Here is a 23,033-nt window from a genome sequence, read left to right as displayed (position 1 = left end):
TGACTAATGAAAATCGTGATTGCACCTGATTCATTTAAAGGCAGCCTTAGTTCAGAAGAAGTGGCCAAAGCGATAAGAGACGGGATTCTACGGGCTATGCCCGCAGCAGATACCGTCCTCATCCCTATGGCAGACGGAGGCGAAGGAACCGTAGATAGCCTAATACAGGCGACGCACGGAAATAAGATCTCTGTTCCTGTACGAGGTCCGCTTCAAGATGAGGTGATGGCATCGTATGGCGTACTAGGAGACGGCATAACGTGTGTGATTGAAATGGCGTCAGCTTCCGGACTCGTGCTAATTCCCGAGGAGCACCGGAATCCGATGCTGGCGACAACGTATGGCACTGGTCAATTAATACGCCATGCACTCGATCAAGGCTATCGTTCCTTCATTCTTGCGCTCGGCGGCAGCGCAACGAATGATGGAGGAAGCGGTATGCTCCAAGCGTTAGGCTTACGACTCTTAGACGCGGATGAGCGCGAGATTGGTGCAGGAGGACATGCCCTGTCTCACCTTACACAGATTGATGCCTCAAAGTGGGATGAGCGAATCACCAATGAATCGCTGTTTATCATTGCTTCGGATGTTACGAATCCATTCGTTGGTCCGCAAGGGGCATCCTATGTCTTTGGACCGCAGAAAGGTGCAACACCGGAGATGGTGGAAGCCCTCGATGCAGCGCTCACCAACTTTGCAGATTTGATGGCAGCGCATACAGGAATTGCTGTGCATCATATGCCTGGAGCTGGCGCCGCGGGCGGACTTGGCGGTGCGTTTCAAGCGTTCTTCCCTGCAAGCACGAAGCGAGGGATCGACGTGGTCATCGAGATGACCAAGTTAAATGAGCATCTGCTGGATGCTGAGCTTGTCATCACCGGCGAAGGGCAGACGGATGCCCAGACCGCTTCCGGCAAGGCGCCGATGGGGATAGCGCAGGCGGCTTCGAAGCTTGGCGTGCCTGTTATTGTTTTATCTGGTTCCGTCGGGCAGGGAATTGAGAAGCTATATGAATATGGCATGACAAGTATTCACAGCATTGTGAACGGTCCGATGACACTTCAGGAGGCGATGAGTCGCACACCTGAGCTTTTAGCGCAGAAGGCAGAGCAAGTTATGCGTACTTTTTTGGCTGGACGAAAGAAGGAGGTATAGATGATGTCAACGAATAAACAAGAGGAAGACCAGTTGGTACTCCCCAGAGGCGTAGCAGCTCCAGCGAGGCGAGCTTTAGCAGGGGCAGGTGTTACGAAGCTCCATGATTTCACCCAAATCACGGAGACGGAGCTTATGAAACTGCATGGCATGGGTCCCAAAGCGCGAGATATAATTCGAGAAGAGCTAGCAGCGAAGGGCTTATCTTTTAAACCAGGCTCCTAGTGAATGAAAATGGTATACCGACAAGCTCCTAGTCATAAATAAGGGTATTATGATGTGTAAAGGAGTAAGCTCATGCTATTATCAACCCAATTGTATGTAGCGACAACCGGAAATGATGATCACGATGGAAGTAAAGAAGCGCCATTCTTAACGATAACCAAAGCTCAGATGACAGTTCGGACGATCATCCACAAAGGGATGAATCGCGATGTCATCGTCTTTGTGTCCGGTGGTACGTATTATTTAGGAGATACATGGAAATTAGATGAACGTGATTCGGGCAGAGATGGCTTTCGTGTAAGCTATTGTAATGTACCTGGTGAAGAAGTCAAGATCATAGGTGGAAGACCAATTACAAACTGGGAGCCTTATAGCGCAGACATGTGGCGGGCGTGGGTAGGGACGGATAGCAGCTTCCATACGCTATATGCGGATGGTGAACGTATGGCTAAAGCACGTTTGCCAGCAACAGGGTACTTTCAAGTAGATGGCGAACCTGAAGCAGCTTGCCGGGATGGCATTTACTATAAGGAGGGAGAAATTACAGAAGGGAGTGACCTTACACAAGCTCAAGTATTCATTTGGCCAGGGAAAGGGGAATGGAACTGGTTCTCAGAACTGCGATCCGTGAAATCTCATGATGCAGAGGCTAGATTTGTGTCATTTCAGCAACCTTCCTTTTGGGAAATAGGAGAAGGCTCACGCTATTTTATGCAAGGCTCACTCGATTTTCTTCAAGCACCTGGTCAATTCCACTTTGATGAAAAGGGCGGATGGCTCTACTACAAGCCGAGAATAGGTTCTCCGCTACACCAGGAGATTATCGCACCAACAGTCACAAGGCTGATTGAGATGAAAGGCAAAGATCAAGATGAGCCGATTCAACATCTTCATTTTCACGGACTCCAATTCTCCTGCACAGACTTCTGGTCGGATTATCAAATGATTCAAGATGACGAGGGAATGAGTAATGTAGAGCGAGATGAGCACCGAGAAGGATTGGTCTATATGCAGTATGCAACGGATATCGAACTATCGCATTGTCATCTCATTAATTCTGGAAGCTGCGGAATTTTCCTGGATCATCAAACGCGAAACATTCGGATACATGGCAATGTTATCGAGCATTTGGGGTATATGGGAATATGTGCCTCAGGCTATTCACCGCTTCAAGGCACATTTACTTCCGCAGGAGCCTCATATACCAATAAAGAGCATCGGATCACGAATAACGTGATTCGATATGGTGGTGAGCTGATCGGGCATGGCTGCGGAATTCTGTTGTATCAAAGTGGAGATAACGAAATTACTCATAATCGGATATCGCATATGCCGCGCTACGGTATCTCCTTGAAAGGCTTGCGTCACAAGGTCATGCCAGCAAACATTTACGGAATACCAGTTTCTTGGGAGAACCACTGGGACTTCCTGCATGCGCGCAATAATTACATTGCGTATAACGATATTTCGAATGTCATGATCGACAGTCAGGATGGCGGTATGATTGAATCCTGGGGTGTTGGGACGGGGAATACGATTCATGGGAACCGCTTACACGACAGTGGGATTCACTTTTCTTTCGGTTTTGGCATTTATTTGGATGATGCTTCCGACTACTTCACGGTTACCCAGAATGTGCTGACAGGTCTCTACAGTACAGGGGAAGGAAAGCTATGGATGCTCATTTTCTCCAAAGGTATTGGCAACCTCATTCAAGGCAATTTACTCGTATCCAATCCCGATGCGATCGCTGCTATTGGCACACAAGAGATGGCAGGCGAAGACAATAAAGAGGTTACGGTGAAAGGGAACATTATTTATAATTCAGGTTACCTCTACTATTTCGTCAATTGGCGGGAAGATAAGTTCGCGGAAGCGGATTATAATCTCTATTGGTCGGATCGGTCTCAGGGCGTTTGTCAGGTAGCAGGGAAACTACCCTTGCCATCGTCAGGAGCAGATTTGTTAGGGCGGGATGTTTATGACTGGCAGGCCTGGCGCTCCATACTTGGTGGGAAATTCGATGCACATTCGCTCATCGCAGATCCTCAATTGAGACAGTTGCCTGGTGGGAAGATTCGCCTTGAGATCACGTCACCCGCCTATTTGCTTGGTTGGGTTGACATCGATAATAAACAGATAGGACCACAGTAAATTCGTCATAATGAGAGGGGGCTTGGTACTTATGAAAGGATTTGGTTTTTATAAATCCAAGAAATATTTGCAGCGCGTACTAAGCTCGATCATGTTATCGATGGTTGTTGTCCTATTAGCTTCCTCATTTGCCAATACATATCTGTTGGAAAAATCAATGAAACGGATTCAGGAAGACTCGAATCTCAAAATTCTCACGCAAATGCAGTACAATTTCTCCTATATGAACGAAATCATTACGCACTTATCTTACTTTGTCTTAAAAGATAACTTGCTCATTCCTCTGATGTTCGATGAAACCTTACCCAAAATGGATTTAATCCAGGGCTATCAACGCATGTCTAGTATCATGGACAGTTCCTCCTTCTTACATTCCATGGTCGTCTATAATCATTCTCAGAATGAGATATACGGGACGACCACCAATTTCTTATTGGACGGCGGTGTGACCAAAAAGAAAATTATGAATTGGTTGCTCGATCCTGATCACCAGCACGAAACGTCCCGGCTCATTCCAGTCAGTCTGGACCGCGAGGATGGTCAAATAGATGCATTCGCGTTCGTCGTAACGGAATCCTTGAAGCCTTTTTCACGTGGTGAGTCCGCTATTGTTCTGTATATTAAGTCCGATTGGGTCTTCGACAGCTTGAAGAAAATGAACGATACAGGCAGCCGTTCGCAAGGGGATATTCTAATGGCAGACCAGGAAGGTCGCTTATATTCCTCTCACAATATAGATGCGTATGGCAGTAAAGCAACACAAGATACCATTCATACCTACATTAAGAATCATAGGACTCTAACAGATGAACCTTCCGGCTTCGTTATTGGCGATGTGGAAGGTGAGAAAAGCATGATTACCTATATGGCAGATCCGATTCCGAATTGGACGATTCTGTATGTACAATCATATGACCAATTGATGGCAGAAGTTACGCAGACCCGTGTGAAGTCATTAGTTGTCTCTGGCATTCTCCTCTTGATTGCTATTGGCCTATCGGTCTGGTTGTCTTATAAATTGTATCATCCGATCGAAGATATGCTGCATCGGATTCGGTTTCAGCATCCACGGGGTGAACCCACGAGGCGAACCGATGGGGATGAGCTGCACGCCATGAGCGAGAATTATTTGAAATTGTCACATACTCTGCAAGAAATCAGCTCGGAACACATCGTTAATAAATATTACATCCGTAAATTTATGACAGACGGTCAAATGTTCTCACATCACGATATGATGAGCTTGATTGACAAGCATCAACTGAATATTGCTTATCCCGCCGAAATCATTGTCAGTGTGCTTCGTTTGGATCATTTTCAGGCGTATGCGAATCATACAGCCGTTGCTTTGAAGAAAATGCATAGCTTTGCCATCACGAATATCGCGCAGGAAATGATGTCCAAAGTGTATCCTTGTGAAGCAGTGGAGGTATGGGGCGATCATATTATTCTTATTGTATCCCTGATTGACGCGCCTGCCACGTCGAAAACGGATAGGATTCTTCCCATCCTTCAAGACATCCAGCATACAATTGAGAAATATTACGATCTGAGCCTATCGTGTGGACTTAGTGATCCCATCTCGCAATTGACACAGCTGTCATCTGGCTATACACAAGCCTTACAGAATAGCTTATATACGCTGATTTTCGGCTACAAATCCATTATTACGAGTGAAATGGTTAAGGAGAACAACGCGAATAAGCGTGTGTCGATCCCAGAAGCCATCGAACGGAAGTTATCGGAGAGCTTGAAGAAAGGCTTAATGACAGAAGCAGGGATCGAGCTGGAGAAAGCGTTCTCCCTTTTTGCCACCTTTCACTATCATGATATTCATCGCGCTGTAACGAATTTAACATGGGTGATCAAGTATACCGTAGTTGAAATTATGGAAAATCGCGTAACAAAGATGAACTTCAATGTGGATTATATTCATCACATTCCGCAGGAGAAGGAAACGTTAGAAGAAATGTACGTAGCTTTATTAGCCTTATGTTCACAAATTTGTGAGGGTCAGAAGCCGTCTAATGTGGAACGGAATGACATGATTTTGGAAACAGTCAAAGAACTCATCCATCAAAAGTATGCGGATATTAACCTGAGCCAACAAACAATCTCCGCCACAGTCAAACTGTCATCCGCGTACTTGGGAAAATTGTTCAAGGATAGCTATCAAATTACACTTACGGAGTATATCAATGAAGTTCGGTTGCAACACGCCCAGCATCTTCTTGAGAATGGGGATCATTCGGTCCTAGATATTATGGAAAAATGCGGATATGCCAATCCGAGTTACTTTTTCCGATTGTTCAAAGCCAAATTCGGTAGTACGCCGAAGGAATATCGCATGAAGAAATCGATTTCCTAATAAGGGAAATGTGTTCAATCAACCGCCACTTCTTGCACCAATTGGTGCGTGGAAGGGCGGTTTTGTGCTTTTCAATGGGGGAAAGAGAGTAATTCGAACATTGTACACATACTTTCTACATGTTTTCGAACATCGTACGCTATGTAAACGCTTCATCCTGTGGCAAGATACGAATAGGGAGGGAGGAGCACAATGATGAAATCGCATCCCAACAAAAAACGAAGGCTATTCCAGGAATTCAAACACCTGTGGAAAAATCGAGAGCTGCTGTTGCTTGCGACTCCAGGTATTTTGTTTGAACTGGTCATTAAGTATTTACCCATGATTGGACTGATCTTAGCATTTAAGTATTTCAGGTATGATCAAGGAATTCTAGGGAGCAAATGGGTCGGCTTCAAAAATTTCGAATTTATATTCAAATCACAGGACGCCTGGCGTATTATTCGAAACACCCTTTTATACAACATGACCTATATCGTACTTGGAACGCTTGCTGCGCTCGTCCTTTCTATCTTGTTATATGAGGTTAGCGGCCGTATGGTGAAAGTGTATCAAACCACACTATTTTTACCGTATTTCATTTCATTAGTATTGGTCGGTTACATTGCGTACGGTTTCCTAGAGCATAAGAGTGGGTACCTCAATAGCTTTCTAAGCAACATCGGGCTTTCTCCGCACAAATGGTACTTCGAGACAACACCGTGGCTCTTTATTTTACCTGTGGTTGCTGTATGGAAAAGTGTTGGCTTCTCGACATTAATCTACTACGCTGGGATTGTTGGCATAAACACGGAATATTACGAAGCAGCCAAACTAGATGGCGCATCGCGTATGCAAATGATTTTCCGAATTACATTGCCGCTCATGAAGCCGTTGATTATCATTGTGTTTATTTTAGGCTTAGGCAATATTTTTCGCGGGGATTTCGGATTGCATTACTTTGTGCCGAATAATGTTGGCGCCAATTTCGCAACGACAGATATCATAGATACGTATGTCTATCGTGCCTTAGCGAAGCTTGGTGACATTAATTCTGGAGCAGCTGTAGGTTTTCTACAATCGGTTGTAGGCTTAATTACGATTGTGACAGCTAATGCAGCGGTACGCCGAATTGATAAAGAGAACGCGTTATTCTAATGGGGGAGGAGACTAGAAGCTTTATGGAGCTTGCCGTAGCTAAACCAGTGAAACCGGCATCCATGTGGGTTATCCATACGTTTTTCGCCGTGATATGTGTGTTGATGATCATCCCGTTTGTACTCGTGATTGCGGTGTCATTGTCGTCCGAGAATAGTCTGATCCAATTCGGTTATCGTTTTATTCCCAAAGAACTCAGCTTAGAAGCATACCGAATTGTCTTCAAGTCTCCCGACATCTGGCTGAAATCGTATGGGGTAACGATCGGAATCACCATTATTGGAACCGTGTTATCCCTGTTATTAACGACGTTGACGGCATATCCGATGTCACGACGAGACTTTCGCTATCATCGACCGCTTACGTTTTATATTTTCTTCACCTTGTTATTCAATGGGGGTACAATCCCGTTCTATATCCTAATGACACAATACTTGCATCTGAAAAATTCAATTCTAGCACTCATCATTCCGCTGCTCATGAATCCTTTCAATATTATCATTATGAAAAGTTTCCTCGATAAAATTTCGATGGAAATTATCGAATCCGCCAAGATCGACGGCTCCAGTGAGCTTCGCATTTTCTACCGTATTATTGTACCGCTTTCCACACCAGCGTTAGCGACACTCGGTTTATTCATTTCTTTTGCCTATTGGAATGATTGGTTTAATGCTTTGTTGTTCATTGATGATAACAAATATGTGCCGCTTCAATTGCTGCTTGTTCGCATTCTATCTCAGATTGAATTTCTGGCGAATTCGCCTTTAGCCGAGGCAGCGAGTAAATTACAATTTGCGAACTTCCCTACATTATCTGTGCGGATGGCGATGGCTTTGGTTGCTGGCGGTCCGATGATGATTATGTTTCCCTTTTTTCAAAAGTACTTTGTGAAAGGAATTACGGTAGGTTCACTCAAAAGCTGAGAGGAGGTGAGGGGCGTTCGTAAGGAAGATTTGATGTTCTGATGATACTAGGGGTACTTCATATGGAGGTGTGAAGGTTGATAAAAGGAAAAAAAATGTACCTGAGCTCTGCAGCCATTATGCTTCTGAGTATGTCCGTGTTAGCTGGATGCAAGACCGACACGGCAAGTGAAACATCTTCACCGGCAGCAACAACACCAGCGACAACGACAAGCGCGACGCCCGCTACACCTGCACCTAGCACACTGCCTGAAGTCAAATTGACGTTTTATTATCCAAGTAATCCACCTGGTAAAGATCAGGCACTCGTGAATGAGGAAGTCAATAAGTATGTGAAGAGCAAAATCAATGCAACAGTAGATCTGAAGCCGCTTTCCTTTGATGAATATGATCCGAAATTGAACACCATCATGGCGTCTGGTGAAGCCTTCGATGTAGCATGGGGCTCGAAATATTGGCTGCTAAGCTATCAGCCGAACATTGATAAGGGTGCGCTCTTGGAGCTGACCGATGCGATGATTAGCAAAAATGCGGCCGCAGCCCGGAAGAACATCCCCGATAAATTCTGGCCAGATATGAAAGCGACGGATGGTAAAGTGTACGGCTTCCCGGTTTATCAAATCGCAGCCAAGACGAAAAGTCTCGTCATTCAAAAGCAATTCGTGGATAAATATAAATTGGATGTTAATTCGATCAAAACGTATAAAGACATTGAGCCTTTCTTGAAATCAATCAAGGACAATGAAAAGGATGTTATTCCTTTCGGGATGGCTCAGAATTCATGGGGCCTCTATACAGACCCGAATCTTGTTGCCGCAGATGGTCTTGCGGTTGCTTACAAGAAGGATGACAAAACGTACACGTCCATTACGAAAATTCAACAGTTGCAAAATAAGAAGGACTTCTTCACGACGATGCATAAATGGTCATTAGCTGGCTATATCAACGAGGATGCACCGCTGCTCAAAAACATCACCGATCTCAAGAAGAAGGGGAAAGTGGCGGTAAGCCTTGAATTTACGACAAAGCCAGGCGGTGAAGTGGATGAAATGGCGAATAATGGCGGCAATGCTGTTGTGTATGTGCCGATTTCCGATTCCTACTTTACGGGTGTTGCGAGCGCGATGCAGGTGATTAGCAAAACCTCCAAAAACCCAGATCGAGCCCTTATGTTCATTAACCTTCTTAACACGGATAAAGTGCTGTATAATCTGATTTCCAATGGGTTGGAAGGCAAACACTATACGAAAAAGGATGACAAATATATTGAACCGATCAAGGATTCTGGCTATGCTCCGAATGTGGATTGGGTGTTCGGCAACCAATTTAACGCGTTCTTGAAAGGCGCTCAGACACCAGATGTATGGGACAAAACGATAAAATTAAACGAAAGCGCCATGGTGCCAGCTTCCTACGGCTTTGATGTGAATCGAGACACGATCAAATCTGAGGTTGCTAACGTGACCGCCGTAGATAACGAGTTCCAAGTCGCTCTTGAAACCGGTGCTGTAGATCCTGCGGATCAACTGCAGAAATACATCGACAAGCTGAAAGCGGCTGGTCAAGACAAGATCGATGCGGAAACAACGAAGCAATGGCAAGCTTTCTTGAAAGCGAAAGGCTTGTAAGTCGTGCAGTATAAGAAGCCGTCACTTGTGGTCATTTGACCTCAGGGGACGGCTTTTGCTGTCGCTGCATCATATTAGGCCAAGCTCTCGAATATAGATGAGTAAACGAGGAGATAAAGTCAGCTGCCTTTTCAAAGTTAAAGGATAGCTGTTTTTATTTTCATGCATATACTACTAACACAATGACAGGATTGAAAGAGGTGATCTTGGTGGGAACACGGCTTTTATCGGAAAAGTTAGTGAAAACTCGCTTTCCCCATTTAAGGTACATCCGAATTCACACTTCAGATAAATACAAGGCGACTATTTATGCATGGACGGAAGATTTGCAACTTTCTAAGCAAGATGCACTTTATGTGGAGAAGTATGCAAACGCTTACTTGTACCCGTATGTCGTTTTTCAAGTAAAAGCCTATTGTGCAGTCCGTGCAGATAAAGTACCGCTGTTGCAAGAAGTACCTGCGGATATTACGCAAACGGCGCTGCGCTCGAATTTAAATCAATATGGGATTCTAGCTGCGATCAATCGGCAATTTCCTTATGGGCGGTTGCGATTTAAGCATTATGACGTCATTAACAGCATCATTCATTTTGACTTCGATTCACTTAGGCGAATGGAGGAGATAGAGAAGGAACACATGCTGCGCTGCTTGCACGAAATGATCCCACTCGGCTGCTTCTGTGAGGTTCAATTCCTAGAAGATGAGATGTAACATCAGTTGATTCAAACTATTCATACTGTAGTCACACAATTTCACTTGATTTCACTTGAAGTCTCCGAGAAAAACGGAGACTTTTGTTTGCTTTTAAATATTTATGCTTGCCAACGCTATGCTTTAGTATGTATCTTTTTCCAAGAGGCATTTCAAGATTGTAGATGCAGTCCTCTTTTAGAAATACATAACGTCAACTTAAAGGAGATACATAGGCGATGTTGAAACGATCCCCGTACCTTTTATTAATACTGGCAACCTGCATTTGGGGAGGTAACTTTGTGGCGGGTAAGTCACTCGTAGTACATATTCCTCCCATCACGTTAGCAATGGTTAGATGGAGTATTGCGTTCTTGTGTTTACTGCCCTTTTTTGGCAAAGCAGCCTGGCGACTCAAACATGAATTTCTAGCGAATTGGAAAATGGTTGTATTCCTCTCCCTAACAGGAGTAGCGGGATTTAACTCACTCACGTATGTCGCTGTCCAATACACGGGCTCAATTAATGCCTCATTAATGAATTCGGCGACACCTATATTCGTTGTTCTCATCACTTGGGCAGTTATGAAGGAAAGACTTGCCTGGTGGGCATTACCTGGAATTGGCGTATCCATCCTAGGTGTGTGTTGGATTATTAGTCAAGGGGATTTGTCTGCCCTCCTCCGTTTGTCCGTCAATCAAGGTGATATGTACATGTTGATCGCCGTCTTATGCTGGGCTTTATATTCCGTAGGTATGAAAAAAATGGCTGGCCGCTTTCCGGCAAGCCCATTTTTACTGGTGCAAGTATTCGTTGCGCTTGTGGTATTGATTCCAAGTGCGTCCATAGAGTGGATCATCCAATCACCTGATGTGTCCTGGAGTCCTGGCTTGGTTAGCGGGTTACTATATGTGGGAATCTTCGCGTCCATCGTAGCTTTCTTGAGCTGGAATAAAGCAATAGAGCTAGCCGGTCCCCAGCGTTGCGCAGGATTTCTCAACTTCATACCCTTGTTTAGCGCGATCTTTGCAACCACCTTTACGGGGGAATCCTTGCAGCTATATCATCTGTTGGGAGCCTCCTCCATCGTGTTAGGTGTGTATTTGACGAATAGGGCTATGAAGAAGCAAGCTCGCCCCTTTTTGTCAAAGTGAATCAAACTGTTTGTAGGAATAGCGGTAAAATGGGTGAGAGTCCCACATTATAAGCAAAAACTTGTAATGAGATTACGATTATTGATTGGATTTCTCCTTTACTTTAATTCAAAATAGAATTAAGTGGAGGGGGAGATCAAAATGACAGGGAACATACTCAGCAAGTTGATTCGCCTATTTTGGACATTTCTTCGAATTAGCCCGCTTACATTTGGTGGTGGCTATGCCATGCTTCCTGCCATTCAACGAGAGGTCGTCATCATGAAGAATTGGATGTCAGACGCGGAAATGTCAGAGCTTCTGGCCATCTCCGGTGCAGCCCCTGGTGGAGTTGGTGTCAATGTGTCTGCGTTGGTCGGTTATCGTCTCGCAGGAATTGCTGGAGCTATCGCGGCCGTCGTAGGGATTACGCTACCGACCTTTCTGATCGTTCTCCTGCTAAGTGTGATTTATGCTTGGCTTGAGCATTACCCCAAAATGCAAGCCCTCATGGAGGGGATCCATGCTGCGATTATAGGTCTTATTGCGGCTGCCGCGTACAAAATGGCAAAATCATCGATCTTCGATCGGCTTACCCTCCTTATAGCAGTAGGAACTGTGATTGTCATGCTCGTCGTTCAGGTATCGCCTCTCGTGTTGATCACACTCGGCGTACTGGTCGGTCTCGTCACAACGTATCTTAAGAACAAATGGGGCATGACAAATCCTCCATCTCATACAGATACAACAACATCTAAGAACGTTGACAACAAGTCCGCTGAATGGTTTATGGCGGATGGGATCTAGAGGATGAGGTGATTCGTAGATGCTACTCCAATTATTTCTCGCATTTCTCAAAATTGGTCTCGTATCCTTTGGCGGGGGCTATGCCATGATTCCTGTCATCCAGCTTGAGGTTGAACGGCATCATTGGCTGACACAGGATGAATTTCATCATGTTATTGCCTTGTCTGGCACCAGCCCTGGTCCCATTGCAACGAATAGCGCCACGTTAATTGGCTATGAGACAGCGGGGATCCCTGGGGCCATTCTTGCGACGTTAGGCATGGTACTGCCGTCTCTGGTGATCATCATCCTCGCAGCGGCCTTCTTGTTTCGTTGGCACTCGCATCCGTGGTTCAAATCATCCTTTTACGGTCTCAAACCTGTTGTGACAGGATTTATCGTCTATGCTGCGCTGCATTTTGGCCAATCATCCTTCGGAACGGTAGATACAGGGGTCACGTGGAAACAAGTTGCAACGCTTCTCATTGCAGGCGGCGCTTTCATGGCGATTGTTAAATATAAGGTGCATCCATTTGTTGTTATTGTTGGGGCAGGTGTCCTGGGAATCGCTTTTTTCTTATAAAATATAGACTTTGAGGGAGTGTCTCGGCCATACTTATGGCTTTTGGGAAACTCTCTTTTTTGTCTCTAAGAGGAAATAGGTGATAAAAAATTCTTTTATAGGCAATAAACATCTTTATATTTCAGAGAATTGTTATATAATGTACAATATATAACAAATAGAACATACTATATAACGATATTTCATTGCTTTAGGAGGGAAACATCATCGAACTTACGGCTCGCCAGTTAGAAATAATTGATCTCGTCGGCAAATATGCGCCAATTACTGGAGAACGTATCGCTGAGCTGCTGGGGGTTAGTCGACCGACCATTCGCTCGGATTTAGCGGTCTTAGTCATGTTAAGTCATATCGATGCCAAACCAAAGGTGGGCTATTTTCTAGGAACAGCAGCACACGACGTCCACGCACCGAGCAAGTTGATTGAGTCCATGAAGGTGAAGGACGTAATGGGCATTCCCTTTTTGCTTCGGGAAACAGTAACCGTTAGTGATGCAGTTGTTGCCCTTTTTCTCGAGAATGTGGGGAGTTTGATGATTGTTAATCAGGAGGGTGTACTAGCAGGCGTGGTTTCACGAAAGGATTTACTCAAGGTTACATTAGGACATGCAACGGCAACGGCAATGCCAGTTTCGTTGGTGATGACCAGACAACCGAACATTATTACGGTGAACCCTGAAGATAGCGTGCTGGAAGCAGCTCGGAAGATGATTCATCATGAAGTGGACAGCTTACCCGTCGTTAAGGCAATTGAGGGCCGGGAAGGACTGGAAGTTGTAGGCCGAATTACGAAAACAACAATGACCAAATTGCTGCTGGATGTAGCGCTAGGTAAGTAAATCAGGGGGAATTTACATGGGAGAGAAGCTGCATACCATTTTCGTATGTTCGGATTCGGTAGGAGAAACAGCAAATACGGTTGTTCAAGCAACGATTCGGCAGTTTAATGCAAGTCAGGTTGTCGTTAAACGACATGGTTCCATTCGAACGGAAGATGAAGTACGAACGATCGTAGAGGAAGCCTCACGACTAAAAGGGTTTATCGCCTACACGCTTGTATTGCCTGAACTAAGAGAAATGATGCGGCAAGAAGCTATCCGATTGAGCGTGAATGCCATCGATATTATGGGCCCTATGATGCAAGCCTTTATTGACACGTTTAAGGATTCGCCTAAGCGTAAAGTTGGGCTGCTCTACCAGTTGGATGAACAGTATTATCAGCGTGTGGAAGCGGTAGAATTTACAGTCAATAGTGATGATGGCAAAGATCCTAGCACAATGAAACAAGCCCATATCGTCCTGCTGGGACCATCACGAACATCCAAGACACCGCTTAGCATATATTTGGCGCACAAAGGATTTAAGGTGTCGAATTATCCTTTAGTTCCAGAGGTTAAGCCTCCTAGTCTATTATTTGAGCTAGACCCGAAGAAGCTTGTCGGACTTACGATGAGTGTGGATAAGCTGATTGGTATTCGTACAGAACGACTGAAAGCCGTTGGTCTCCCTTTCGGTGCTAAATATGCGACGAAAGAGCGGATAGAGGAAGAATTAGCTTTTGCCATGAAACTTTATAGTGAATTGGGTTGTTCGATTATTGATGTGAGCGAGAAAGCAATTGAGGAAACAGCGGGCTTAATTTTGGCGGAAAGATCATAACGCATCAGACAACGAATCAAACCAATTTCGAGAGGGTGGATCGCTTATGCACAGAGACTTATCATTGGAAATCGTGCGGGTAACAGAGGCAGCAGCCATTGCATCATCTAGCTGGACAGGGAAAGGGAATAAGCATGATGCGGATGGAGCCGCAACTTCCGCGATGCGGGAATATTTTAGTGCTGTTCCTTTTCGGGGGACGGTTGTTATTGGTGAGGGGGAAATGGATGAAGCGCCAATGCTTTACATTGGGGAAGAGGTAGGCAGTGGCGTAGGACCTGAATTTGATGTGGCTGTTGATCCATTAGAGGGAACTGATATTGTGGCAAGCGGTCGGAATAATGCCCTATCTGTTGTGGCTATCGCAGAAAAAGGCAATCTCCTCCATGCCCCTGATATGTATATGGCGAAGCTGGCGGTTGGTCCACGCTTGGCTGGCAAGCTGAGTCTCGAAGATCCGCTTGAGGTGACCATTCAGAAAGCGGCAAGCATTCTGCATAAGGAAATTTCAGAGCTGACGGTCTCTATCCTGGATCGCAATCGACATGCCGAACACATAATGATCTTACGTAAACTCGGAGTCAAAATATATTTGCTCAGTGACGGTGATGTAGCAGGTGCGATGGCAGTGGCATTCCCGGAAACGGGGATTGACCTGCATGTAGGTTCAGGGGGAGCACCCGAAGGTGTCCTTGCAGCAGCTGCTTTGCGCTGTATGGGGGGCGAACTGCAAGGGCGTTTGCTGCCTGAGAATGAAGAAGAACATCAGCGTTGTCTAGCCATGGGTATTTCGGATCCATCGAAAGTGTTAAGCATGCGGGACCTTGTGGGCGATTCCGATATTATTTTCGCGGCAACAGGGGTTACATCAGGCGATTTCTTACATGGTGTCAAGTATGGCTGGGGCGGTCGTGCGCAAACCCACTCGGTAGTGATGAGAGCAGAGACACAGACTGTGCGTTTTATCCAATGCGTTCACCAGTTACATGAGGAGCAGCGAGGGAGCGCCTAATTCGCAAGAACAACAAAACTAGGAATTACAAGCTAGACATGTGCCAAGTTCCCCTCTGCATATACTTGTGTTGAGAAGATGCGAAAAGAGGGATAACATGAGCTTGTCTTCAATTGATTTTCTTTCCGTCGTCCGCAGTTGTATACCTGAGGAGGCCGAGATTGTCGTGCTGAAGCAGGAGGGAGATCCCGCGGCGATTCTATACGCCGATGTGGATGGTGATGGGTTTCCAGAAATCACAGCCCTATATAGATATTTAGACCATCAATATTTGTTCTCCTTGAAAGAGTACTCAGGCAATTGGTTTCCGATCGGGTCTGCATCAACTGGAAGAGATCTTGCAGTGAAAGACTTTGCTGCAGCGCCTATTTCACGCAAAGAAGGCTGGGATGTCCTTATTGGTTGGGAGCGGGCGGATGAACCCATAGCAGAACTGGATATTATTCAATGGACGCAAACAGGTTTTCAGCGCGTAATTCCACCTGGTACGACCTATTCACATCTGGAAATCGAAGATATGCCAACGCGGAATGGTCCAGATGGCCTCTGTGAAATTGCCCTTTGGACACAGGAGCAAGGTCAAGCGTACCAGGTAGAAACGTATCGCTGGGATCCCTACCGGCTTGTGCCGACAAGTGATGTGCATGGCTACTATTTCCAAAAAGTTGCACGCTACTACGAGAATTTAACACAGGAACAACCGAATGAGGGGCTATATCGAAGTTATTTGGAGGAAGCTCAGAAGCGCGCAGGTGGTAGTTAGGGAAGACCAAATAATAACCAGGAGAAATTTCCTTCTGGTTATTTGTCGTGTTTGAGGTCTCGGGGAAGCGGGGCTTACACCCTTAATTAATAAGTTGAGATGATGTGTGACAAGCTGATTGCGAGTAGAAATTGGTTTGAGTGAAGTAGGAGCAGGAATAGTGTGCTCGTTTGAGTAGCTAGCTTTCAAATAACTGTAAAAAATACTGTTAATATTGCCGTTTTATCTAAGATTTAACGAATAGATGGAAAAAATACAGCTAATATCAAGGGGAATCGCCGTTTGGTGGATTATTGCGGAAATTAACTGTAGGAAATCCATCTAATGCTCCCAGATGGGGAGAAGCAGTTAAATTAACAACATAAAATCCATTTATTTGTTTAGTGCGGCGTAAAAAGATGCTGGATGGGAGCGCTTAGATCCAGCATCCGCCTCACATGTCCACATCCATCTCCGTATTCGATGTCCACAACCAGTATCCCTATGACATGTCGTAATTTCTGAGTGAGATTTGTCCGAATGTTAGACTAAAAATAAGCGTTTTCATGTGCTACATTTAAGAGAGTTGTCTAGATATCATATATTTGTATGCAAGGAAAAAACCTACTGGAGGTCTTCACATGTCACGTAAGTATCGTATTGGTATTATTGGTTGCGGTGGAATTGCAAATGGCAAGCATTTGCCTAGTTTGAGCAAGCTGTCTAATGTTGAATTAGTCGCATTTTGTGACATCGTCCAAGAGAGTGCAGCAACAGCTGCAGCGAAATATGGGATTGAAGGCGCGCTCGTTTGCGAAGATTATAGAGAAGTATTGCAAGATGCCACGATTGATATCGTGCATGTATTAACACCGAATATTTCACATGCGGAAATTTCAATTGCTGCTCTTGAAGCTGGCAAGCATGTTATGTGTGAGAAGCCGATGGCGAAAACAGCAGAAGATGCGAAACGCATGGTTGAAACGGCGAAACGTACTGGCAAAAAGCTGACCATTGGTTATAACAACCGTTTCCGTCCGGATAGTCAGCATTTGAAAAACGTATGTGCTGATGGTGAGCTTGGTCACATTTATTTTGCTAAAGCACATGCGATTCGTCGTCGTGCTGTACCGACATGGGGTGTATTCCTTGATGAAGAGAAGCAAGGTGGCGGTCCGTTAATCGATATCGGTACGCATGCCCTTGATCTTACTCTTTGGATGATGGACAACTATAAGCCGAAGGTTGTATTAGGTACGTCCTACCATGAATTGTCCCATAAAGAAAACGCGGCTAACGCTTGGGGGCCGTGGGATCCAAGTAAGTTTACCGTTGAGGATTCCGCTTTCGGGATGATCGTAATGGAGAATGGTGCAACCATTATTCTTGAATCCAGCTGGGCGTTAAACACACTTGAAGTAGACGAAGCGAAGTGTTCGTTAAGCGGTACAGAAGGTGGAGCGGATATGAAAGGCGGCCTTCGCATCAATGGTGAGAAGCACAGTCGTCTCTACACAACCGAGGTTGATTTGAAAGCAGGCGGAGTTGCTTTCTACGATGGTAAAAGCGAAAGCGCTGCTGATGTAGAAATGCGTACTTGGATCAATGCGATTGATCAAGATATTGATCCGGTTGTTACGCCTGAGCAAGCTTTCGTAGTATCGCAAATTCTTGAAGCCATTTATGAGTCGGCTCGTACGGGCAAAGCTGTATATTTAAACCAATAGAAATGAAAATAATGGAAAACCATGAGGATGATAAGTCCTGATGGTTTTTTCTTTGCTGTTATTTCAGATGAGATTTGAAAAATGGCGCTGTGATGGCGTATGCTTATCTATAGATTGCTATTATTCTGTTATTGAGGGAAAGGAAGCGAACCATATGCAATTAGGCTTGCAAAATAAGGTGGCCTTAATCACGGGAGGAAGTAAAGGGATCGGACTTGCTACCGCCATTTCTTTATCCCGCGAAGGGGCGAAGGTGGCTATTCTTGCACGTAATGTAGAGCAGCTTCAAGAAGCTGCGGTCCACATTGCTAATCTTACCGAAGGTGAGGTTCTCACGATTCAAGCGGATGTGACGTCGGAAGCTGATTGTCAGAGAGCAATCGAAGAAACGGTTCAACGTTTCGGTGGTTTACATATTCTTGTGAATAATGCGGGAACTTCCGCTGCGGCACCATTTGAACAAGTAGGTTCAGCTGTATGGCGCCAAGATTTGGAATTGAAATTATTCGGGGCCATTCATTGCTCGCAATTTGCGATTCCACATATGCGCGAAGCAGGCGGTGGATCGATTGTGAATATTACGACATCCGCGGCTAAGACGCCTCCTGCCTCATCGCTTCCAACTTCGGTCAGCAGAGCGGCTGGATTGGCTTTAACGAATGCGATGAGCAAAGATTTGGGATCGGCACAGATTCGAGTCAATACCGTGTGTATTGGAACCATCCGAAGTGACCAAATCGAGAAGGTTTGGAAAAAGCGTGCTCCAGAGCTTACTTGGGAGGAATTCGCAAGTGACCCGCGGCATGATATACCATTAGGCCGTATTGGTAATGCGGAGGAAGCGGCGAATGTGATAACATTTTTAGCATCGGATGCAGCTTCCTACGTAACGGGGACCTCTGTGAATATTGATGGTGGAAAAGGCGCAGCCTTATAGAAGTTCAGTTCAAATAGAACAAAGCCTATGTCTCTCCGTTAACGGAAAGCCATAGGCTTTGTTCTTCTTCTATGTTTTTTAGGGCATGGTGCTAGGATTAAATTCTACGTTTCTTTCTTAGATACCAGATGATCTCAGAGATAGCGTCCCGAATTGAAGTGTTTTGGTGAAAAGCTAATGTCATTGTCATAAGCAAGAAACCTCCCTAACCCTGAAAGAATGTCATGCATGAATAGTATTACGTATGAAAATCGACGTTGGTTCTATTTTTTTTTAGTGGGTTAAGCCTATTTTTAAAAATAAAGTAGCTCAATGATTCTCTTCATGCATTGGTATTGTTTTGGGATCAACGATCATGTCCAAAAAGGACGTAAAGCCGTTAATTTTACTTGACAGGTTAAACGTTTCAATTTAATCTAAATATGAGTGTTAAACGTTTAACACGCTCGTGAAGTTGAAGCAGGTACTGAGCAACCTATAACAAGGGATACGGAGTGATTCTATCATGTGGAAACAAGCTATTGAGGATGCTTTGCAGAAGACGAAAGTGAATATTGAGCGTTTCGGGGATCAGTTCCCTCATGTCAGTGAGAACGATATTTATCATTTGAATCCGAATACCGATTGGACGGATGGCTTCTGGTCAGGGATATTGTGGCTGAGCTACCAGTATAGCGGTGACAAAGTATTCCAAGAGGCTGCACAGAAAACAGTAGCGAGCTTTAAACAAAGACTTGAGAATCATGTTGGTTTGGATCATCATGATATTGGCTTCCTATATTCCCTTTCCTCGAAGGCGCAGTGGATTCTTGAGAAAGATGAGAATGCGAAGCAACTTACCTTGCAAGCTGCAGATGTTTTGATGAAGCGTTGGAGACCGAAAGGCCAGTACATTCAAGCTTGGGGTCCTGAGGGTGACGCGCATAATGGCGGACGGATCATTATCGATTGCCTATTAAACCTGCCGTTGCTTTACTGGGCATATGAACAAACCGGAGATACGAAATATAAAGATGTAGCGATCATCCATGCGGATTTATCACGCCGCTACTTGGTGCGCGGTGATGACTCATCCTACCACACCTTCTACTTTGATCAAGAAACAGGAGAGCCGCTGCGCGGTGGAACGCATCAAGGTTATCAAGATGGATCGACATGGACAAGAGGACAAGCGTGGGGGATCTACGGGTTTGCACTTTCGTACCACTATACGAAAAATCCGCTCTATTTAGAGACAGCCAAACGCTTAGCGCGTTATTTCTTCGAGCGTTTGCCAGAAGATGACGTTGTATATTGGGATTTCAATGCACCAGTAAATGCCGAAACGAAGCGGGATAGTTCTGCTTCTGCGATTGCTTCTGCAGGGGCGTTAGAGATTCTTGAGCATTTGGCACCAGATGATCCGGATCGTGCGTATTTGGAAAATGGCGTGCAACGTTCGATGGCTGGACTAGTGAAATCATACGCTACGATTGGCAAGCCAGATGCGCAAGGATTCCTTGAGCGCGGTTCCTATAGTGTTCGCGGCGGAGCTGCACCGGATGATTATGTCATTTGGGGAGACTACTATTATTTAGAGGCTTTGCTTCGTCTAGAAAAAGGATTCAAGGGGTATTGGTATGAGTAATTCACAATCGGCGGTGGCAACAGATCGCGCTTATTGGGTTCAGACGATGCTTCGCATCGCTGAGCCTGTCCTTCGGGCGCTAGCAAGTAGACAACTTCGAGCCACAATGCCAGTTGAATGTAAAAAAGAAGAGCAACGCGCGTTCACGCATCTCGAAGCGTTCGGTCGTACGCTCGTCGGGATGGCACCTTGGTTAGAGACACCAGCGTTAGATGCCGAGGAGGAACAGCTTCGTCAGGCGTATGGTAAGCTAGCACGTGAAGCGATGGATGCGGCAACGGATCCGGAATCACCGGATTTCTTGAACTTTGCTCACGGAATGCAGCCAATCGTAGATACGGCATTCTTAGCGCATGCCATATTGCGGGCACCGAATACCCTATGGCATAGCTTGGATCCTCGCGTTCAAAAGAATCTCGCTGCCGCGATGAAAACCTCGCGGACTCGTAAGCCAGGCTTCAATAACTGGCTGCTTTTCGCAGCGATGACGGAAACCGCGCTAGGTGTCATGGGCGAGGACTGGGATCATATGCGTGTTGACTTTGCACTAAAGCAGCATGAGCAATGGTATCTAGGCGACGGCATGTATGGGGATGGCGTAGATTATCATGCGGATTACTATAACAGCTTCGTTATTCAGCCGATGATGGTGGATATTATTGAGCATGTGCATGAGCTGTATGCGGATTGGGGTAAAATGCGCGAGAACATCCTGAAGCGCGCGCAGCGTTATGCGGCCGTTCAGGAGCGCATGATTTCGCCAGAAGGTACATTCCCAGCGATCGGTCGTTCGTTAGCTTATCGCTTTGGAGCCTTCCAAGCGTTGGCGCAAACTTCACAGCGGCGCGAGTTGCCTATTGGCGTTCAACCGGCTCAAGTACGCGGAGCTTTAACTGCTGTCATTCGCAGATTGATTGAAGCACCAGGCACCTTCGATGAAGGCGGTTGGTTGCGAATAGGACTTTGCGGACATCAGCCAGAGCTGGGCGAACCTTATATCTCAACAGGAAGCTTATACTTATGCTCTGCGGTCTTTCTACCGCTTGGCTTGGCAGCGAATGATGCGTTCTGGCAAGGAGCGGATGTACCGTGGACCTCACAACAAGTTTGGTCGGGTCAGACGGTTGCAATAGATAAAGCGTTATATGAGTAGATTAGACATTTCAAAGCACGTACACGTCCCGATGGGATGGGTACGTGTTTTTCTCATTGAATGAATAAGTACCGTTCGATGTCTATGCAAATCGGGGGATTGCCTCATTGTTTGATGCATAGGCGAACCATACAATAAGAATTATGAAGCGAAGGTCAACTTCCCTACGACCACTAAACCGAGGAGAGATCTTAATGGGCCTATTGGATGGATTGTATCGATTTCAGGATTGCAAAACATTTCGGGTTTCGAGCTACGACCGATCGGGAGGAAATGACGATTATATTAAAATTAAGCCTGGAGAGACAGCAGTTCTTGCTGAGATGCACAATGCGGGGATTATCAAACATATTTGGATAACGATCAATGCGAAGGATCCCATGTACAACCGCAACCTAATTTTGCGCATGTACTGGGACGGCGAATCGGAGCCAAGCGTACAAAGTCCAATCGGCGATTTCTTCGGACAGGGCTGGGGCGAGCATTATTTATTTGCCTCCCTTCCGATGGCTGCGGCTCCAGCAGGAGGAAGAGGACTGAATTGTTACTTCCCGATGCCGTTCTCCGATGGTGCGAAAATCACACTCGAGAACGACTCGGAGTCCGAGGTCCCCTCTTTTTATTATTACATTGATTATGAGGAGCATGCTTCTATACCGGACGATGCAGGACGGTTTCACGCATGGTGGAACCGGGAAATAACCGAACCGTCATGTGAGCAAGAGAACGAGTGGGGACTTATGGGTGAACCACCGAAAAATCAAACGGATGAAGGCAATTATTTGTTTGCAGAAATTGAGGGACGTGGGCATTTTGTCGGCGTTAATTACTATGTCGATAGTCCAGGACCGATGTGGTATGGAGAAGGCGACGACATGTTTATGGTAGATGGTGAACCATGGCCGGGATCACTGCATGGCACAGGCACGGAGGATTTCTTCAATTCCTCTTGGTGCCCGAACGAGTTGTATGCCCATCCTTACTTCGGATACGCCCGAATACCGGATAAGCTAGGCTTTATGGGGCGTACGCATTGTTACCGTTTTTTGTTAGAGGATTCCATTCACTTCCGCAAGTCACTCCGCTCCAGTATTGAGCATGGGCATGCTAACGTGCTGACATTAGACATCGCCAGTGTTGCCTATTGGTACCAAAGTGAGCCGCATAAAGCTTTTCCAGCGATTCCGCAAAGATCATTGCGTCAAAATATGCCAGTAATCACGGCGAGCGACGTTCACCGCTGGCGCGATGCCTGGAGAAAGTCCAAAGGTTCTGGCAAGCTTTGGGGGAATGAGCTGGAATGAGTTATCCCCACTCGTATTAGTAATCTCCCTGTTCTGTATGGCATGACACGCTAACGCGGTTATGTATAACTTGTATCACGATAAGGAG

At 45.6% G+C, this 23,033-nt stretch carries 20 protein-coding genes; all 20 read left to right on the top strand.

Translation table 11 applies throughout. From position 1 onward, the window contains the following. The first annotated feature begins 6 nt into the window (after positions 1–6). The 20 genes from ASL11_RS13840 (at position 7) to ASL11_RS13745 (ending at position 22,945) form a co-directional block, all read left to right on the top strand. Positions 7–1,155, top strand: coding sequence for a glycerate kinase (locus ASL11_RS13840; protein ID WP_056614979.1), 1,149 nt, complete (start codon positions 7–9; stop codon positions 1,153–1,155). Continuing rightward, entirely contained in the window at positions 1,156–1,380 is a 225-nt protein-coding gene (locus ASL11_RS13835; RefSeq protein WP_327205102.1) for a DNA-binding protein, read from the top strand. Between the two features lie 72 nt (positions 1,381–1,452). Continuing rightward, positions 1,453–3,534 carry a right-handed parallel beta-helix repeat-containing protein gene (locus ASL11_RS13830; protein WP_056614976.1) on the top strand — a complete coding sequence of 694 codons (2,082 nt, stop codon included), beginning with the start codon at positions 1,453–1,455 and terminating at the stop codon, positions 3,532–3,534. A gap of 31 nt (positions 3,535–3,565) precedes the next feature. Continuing rightward, positions 3,566–5,902: an AraC family transcriptional regulator gene (locus ASL11_RS13825; RefSeq protein WP_056614973.1), complete on the top strand. Its 2,337-nt coding sequence runs from the start codon at positions 3,566–3,568 to the stop codon at positions 5,900–5,902. Between the two features lie 192 nt (positions 5,903–6,094). Beyond that, positions 6,095–7,039 (top strand): ABC transporter permease, encoded by a 945-nt coding sequence (locus ASL11_RS13820; protein WP_056614971.1) that lies wholly within the window; start codon positions 6,095–6,097, stop codon positions 7,037–7,039. Positions 7,040–7,062: 23 nt separating this feature from the next. Continuing rightward, a complete protein-coding gene (locus ASL11_RS13815; protein ID WP_082595430.1) occupies positions 7,063–7,962 on the top strand; it encodes a carbohydrate ABC transporter permease in 900 nt (299 codons plus the stop codon). Between the two features lie 77 nt (positions 7,963–8,039). After that, on the top strand, positions 8,040–9,590 hold the full coding sequence (locus tag ASL11_RS13810) for an ABC transporter substrate-binding protein (protein ID WP_056614968.1): 1,551 nt from the start codon (positions 8,040–8,042) through the stop codon (positions 9,588–9,590). Between the two features lie 209 nt (positions 9,591–9,799). Continuing rightward, positions 9,800–10,303 carry a hypothetical protein gene (locus tag ASL11_RS13805; protein ID WP_056614963.1) on the top strand — a complete coding sequence of 168 codons (504 nt, stop codon included), beginning with the start codon at positions 9,800–9,802 and terminating at the stop codon, positions 10,301–10,303. 218 nt (positions 10,304–10,521) lie between these two features. Then, the gene (locus ASL11_RS13800) at positions 10,522–11,436 is read left to right on the top strand and encodes a DMT family transporter (protein ID WP_056614960.1); all 915 of its coding nucleotides are present in this window, start codon (positions 10,522–10,524) and stop codon (positions 11,434–11,436) included. 141 nt (positions 11,437–11,577) lie between these two features. Continuing rightward, entirely contained in the window at positions 11,578–12,222 is a 645-nt protein-coding gene (locus ASL11_RS13795) for a chromate transporter (protein ID WP_056614957.1), read from the top strand. Between the two features lie 19 nt (positions 12,223–12,241). Next, positions 12,242–12,784, top strand: coding sequence for a chromate transporter (locus tag ASL11_RS13790; protein ID WP_056614956.1), 543 nt, complete (start codon positions 12,242–12,244; stop codon positions 12,782–12,784). A gap of 203 nt (positions 12,785–12,987) precedes the next feature. Further along, a complete protein-coding gene (locus tag ASL11_RS13785) occupies positions 12,988–13,623 on the top strand; it encodes a helix-turn-helix transcriptional regulator (RefSeq protein WP_056614947.1) in 636 nt (211 codons plus the stop codon). 16 nt (positions 13,624–13,639) lie between these two features. Continuing rightward, positions 13,640–14,443 carry a pyruvate, water dikinase regulatory protein gene (locus tag ASL11_RS13780; RefSeq protein ID WP_056614944.1) on the top strand — a complete coding sequence of 268 codons (804 nt, stop codon included), beginning with the start codon at positions 13,640–13,642 and terminating at the stop codon, positions 14,441–14,443. A gap of 46 nt (positions 14,444–14,489) precedes the next feature. Further along, positions 14,490–15,455 (top strand): class II fructose-bisphosphatase, encoded by a 966-nt coding sequence (gene glpX, locus ASL11_RS13775; protein ID WP_056614942.1) that lies wholly within the window; start codon positions 14,490–14,492, stop codon positions 15,453–15,455. Between the two features lie 97 nt (positions 15,456–15,552). Further along, entirely contained in the window at positions 15,553–16,218 is a 666-nt protein-coding gene (locus tag ASL11_RS13770) for a hypothetical protein (RefSeq protein WP_056614939.1), read from the top strand. Between the two features lie 620 nt (positions 16,219–16,838). Further along, positions 16,839–17,924, top strand: coding sequence for a Gfo/Idh/MocA family protein (locus ASL11_RS13765; RefSeq protein WP_056614937.1), 1,086 nt, complete (start codon positions 16,839–16,841; stop codon positions 17,922–17,924). Between the two features lie 154 nt (positions 17,925–18,078). Then, entirely contained in the window at positions 18,079–18,861 is a 783-nt protein-coding gene (locus ASL11_RS13760) for an SDR family NAD(P)-dependent oxidoreductase (protein WP_056617007.1), read from the top strand. Positions 18,862–19,366: 505 nt separating this feature from the next. Then, positions 19,367–20,488, top strand: a complete 1,122-nt coding sequence (locus ASL11_RS13755; protein ID WP_056614935.1) for a glycoside hydrolase family 88 protein — start codon at positions 19,367–19,369, stop codon at positions 20,486–20,488. After that, positions 20,481–21,641 (top strand): DUF2264 domain-containing protein, encoded by a 1,161-nt coding sequence (locus tag ASL11_RS13750; protein WP_056614933.1) that lies wholly within the window; start codon positions 20,481–20,483, stop codon positions 21,639–21,641. Before ASL11_RS13755 ends, ASL11_RS13750 begins: the two co-directional genes overlap by 8 nt. Before the next feature lie 194 nt (positions 21,642–21,835). Beyond that, positions 21,836–22,945 carry a glycoside hydrolase family 172 protein gene (locus ASL11_RS13745; RefSeq protein ID WP_056614931.1) on the top strand — a complete coding sequence of 370 codons (1,110 nt, stop codon included), beginning with the start codon at positions 21,836–21,838 and terminating at the stop codon, positions 22,943–22,945. Positions 22,946–23,033 lie beyond the last annotated feature (88 nt).

This window comes from Paenibacillus sp. Soil750 (assembly GCF_001428045.1).
GTDB classification, from domain to species: domain Bacteria; phylum Bacillota; class Bacilli; order Paenibacillales; family NBRC-103111; genus Paenibacillus_E; species Paenibacillus_E allorhizoplanae.
The sequence above is the reverse complement of the archived record's forward strand: the minus strand, read 5'-3'. Positions and strand labels throughout refer to the sequence as shown.

What these genes read in the sequence shown, in the direction of transcription:
- ASL11_RS13820 (WP_056614971.1), top strand. Translation starts at nt 6,095, where the DNA reads ATGATGAAATCGCATCCCAACAAAAAACGAAGGCTATTCCAGGAATTC.
- ASL11_RS13760 (WP_056617007.1), top strand. Translation starts at nt 18,079, where the DNA reads ATGCAATTAGGCTTGCAAAATAAGGTGGCCTTAATCACGGGAGGAAGT.
- ASL11_RS13830 (WP_056614976.1), top strand. Translation starts at nt 1,453, where the DNA reads ATGCTATTATCAACCCAATTGTATGTAGCGACAACCGGAAATGATGAT.
- ASL11_RS13800 (WP_056614960.1), top strand. Translation starts at nt 10,522, where the DNA reads ATGTTGAAACGATCCCCGTACCTTTTATTAATACTGGCAACCTGCATT.
- ASL11_RS13815 (WP_082595430.1), top strand. Translation starts at nt 7,063, where the DNA reads ATGGAGCTTGCCGTAGCTAAACCAGTGAAACCGGCATCCATGTGGGTT.
- glpX (WP_056614942.1), top strand. Translation starts at nt 14,490, where the DNA reads ATGCACAGAGACTTATCATTGGAAATCGTGCGGGTAACAGAGGCAGCA.
- ASL11_RS13770 (WP_056614939.1), top strand. Translation starts at nt 15,553, where the DNA reads ATGAGCTTGTCTTCAATTGATTTTCTTTCCGTCGTCCGCAGTTGTATA.
- ASL11_RS13840 (WP_056614979.1), top strand. Translation starts at nt 7, where the DNA reads ATGAAAATCGTGATTGCACCTGATTCATTTAAAGGCAGCCTTAGTTCA.
- ASL11_RS13750 (WP_056614933.1), top strand. Translation starts at nt 20,481, where the DNA reads ATGAGTAATTCACAATCGGCGGTGGCAACAGATCGCGCTTATTGGGTT.
- ASL11_RS13765 (WP_056614937.1), top strand. Translation starts at nt 16,839, where the DNA reads ATGTCACGTAAGTATCGTATTGGTATTATTGGTTGCGGTGGAATTGCA.
- ASL11_RS13745 (WP_056614931.1), top strand. Translation starts at nt 21,836, where the DNA reads ATGGGCCTATTGGATGGATTGTATCGATTTCAGGATTGCAAAACATTT.
- ASL11_RS13795 (WP_056614957.1), top strand. Translation starts at nt 11,578, where the DNA reads ATGACAGGGAACATACTCAGCAAGTTGATTCGCCTATTTTGGACATTT.
- ASL11_RS13755 (WP_056614935.1), top strand. Translation starts at nt 19,367, where the DNA reads ATGTGGAAACAAGCTATTGAGGATGCTTTGCAGAAGACGAAAGTGAAT.
- ASL11_RS13790 (WP_056614956.1), top strand. Translation starts at nt 12,242, where the DNA reads ATGCTACTCCAATTATTTCTCGCATTTCTCAAAATTGGTCTCGTATCC.
- ASL11_RS13835 (WP_327205102.1), top strand. Translation starts at nt 1,156, where the DNA reads ATGATGTCAACGAATAAACAAGAGGAAGACCAGTTGGTACTCCCCAGA.
- ASL11_RS13825 (WP_056614973.1), top strand. Translation starts at nt 3,566, where the DNA reads ATGAAAGGATTTGGTTTTTATAAATCCAAGAAATATTTGCAGCGCGTA.
- ASL11_RS13780 (WP_056614944.1), top strand. Translation starts at nt 13,640, where the DNA reads ATGGGAGAGAAGCTGCATACCATTTTCGTATGTTCGGATTCGGTAGGA.